The following is a 1,384-nucleotide window of genomic DNA, read 5'->3' on the forward strand; positions in this document are numbered from 1 at the left end:
GAGTTATTGTCAAATCTGGTGTATGACCATCAGGCAGCGTTCCTGTCAGATTGGTCTTCCACCTCTATTCCATCCTGAAACTGTACGTTGTCCACGACCAGCTTCAGTTGGTCGAACCCCTTGATCCGCTTCCAGCGTTTCTGGGCGGACTGGAGCAGCTTGAACACCATTGATAGTGTCGTGTCACGGTTGCCGCAGGAGCGGCTCCGCTTGGTTCTCAGCCTTACTGTAGCGAAGGTGGATTCAATCGGATTGGTGGTCCGCAAGTGAATCCAGTGAATCGCCGGGAAATCATAGAAGGCCAACAATTCATCCCGATCCTTCTCCAGGTTTTCCATGGCCTTGGGGTACTTGTCCCGGAACCGCCGCAGGGTGCTGTCGAACGCCTTGTGGGCGCTGTCCCGTGTCTCGGCCAGATAGATCTCGTGCAGTGCCGACTTGACCTTCGGTTGCACCGACTTGGGCAGCTTATCCAGCACGTTGGCCGTCTTGTGTACCCAGCATCGTTGGTGCCGGGTGTCCGGAAACACCTTGCTCAGGGCCTTCCAGAAGCCCAGTGCGCCGTCGCCAACAGCCAGCTTGGGCGAAGGTTCCAGGCCTCTTTCCCGTAAGTCCGTAAGCAGCTCTCGCCAGCTGGCTTCGGACTCCCGGTGGCCGTCCTCGACAGCAACCAGCTCCTTGTGACCATGTTCAGTCACGCCGATGACCACCAGCAGGCAGAGCCGGTCATCCAGGCGGACATTGCTGTACACGCCGTCAGCCCACCAGTAGACGTAACGCTTCTGGCTCAGGTCTCGCCGCCGCCAGTCCTTATGCTCATCAAGCCAATTCGCCTTGAGCCGGGATACCGTGTTAGCCGACAGGCCATTGGCCTGCTCGCCGACCAGCGCGCTCAGGGCCTCCTGGAAGTCACCTGATGAGACGCCGCGCAGGTAGAGCCAGGGGATCAGTTCATCCAGACTCTGGGCACGCTTCAGGTACGGCGGCAGCAACTGACTGTTAAAGCGAATCCCGGAGCTATTGCGGTCCCTGACCTTGGGTACCTGAACCTCAACATCCCCAACGCCTGTCTGGATCGTGCGCTTGGGCAGGTGTCCATTTCGCACCACAGCACGGCGGCCATCCGGCGTCTTGACGTCCGCGTACTGCTTCAACAGGCTCTCCAACTCTGTCTCGACGGCATGTGCGATCAGGTCCCGGGCACCCTGTCGGATCAGCTCGTGCAACGGGTCGTTGCTGACTACCTCTGGTTGTGAAAGAGCGTGCAGGTTAGACTTGGACATGGCGTATCATTCCTCTGTTGGTTGTGATCTTGGCGGAGATCAACCAACAGGATACGCCACCCCTTCAACCTGCTTCCATACACCAGAAATCACCATAACTC

1 protein-coding gene is annotated in these 1,384 nt (G+C 58.2%); it reads right to left on the reverse strand.

Going from position 1 to position 1,384, the window contains the following annotated elements; all coding sequences use genetic code 11:
• Positions 1 to 29 precede the first annotated feature (29 nt).
• Positions 30 to 1,283, reverse strand: a complete 1,254-nt coding sequence (locus tag KYE_RS15370; protein WP_008175122.1) for an IS256 family transposase — start codon at positions 1,281 to 1,283, stop codon at positions 30 to 32.
• Between the last annotated feature and the right edge of the window lie 101 nt (positions 1,284 to 1,384).

The sequence above is a fragment of the Marinobacter manganoxydans MnI7-9 genome, assembly GCF_000235625.1.
In the GTDB taxonomy this organism is placed as follows: Bacteria; Pseudomonadota; Gammaproteobacteria; order Pseudomonadales; family Oleiphilaceae; genus Marinobacter; species Marinobacter manganoxydans.

Coding starts and splice junctions, on each gene's coding strand:
- KYE_RS15370 (WP_008175122.1), bottom strand. CDS start 1,283: ATGTCCAAGTCTAACCTGCACGCTCTTTCACAACCAGAGGTAGTCAGC.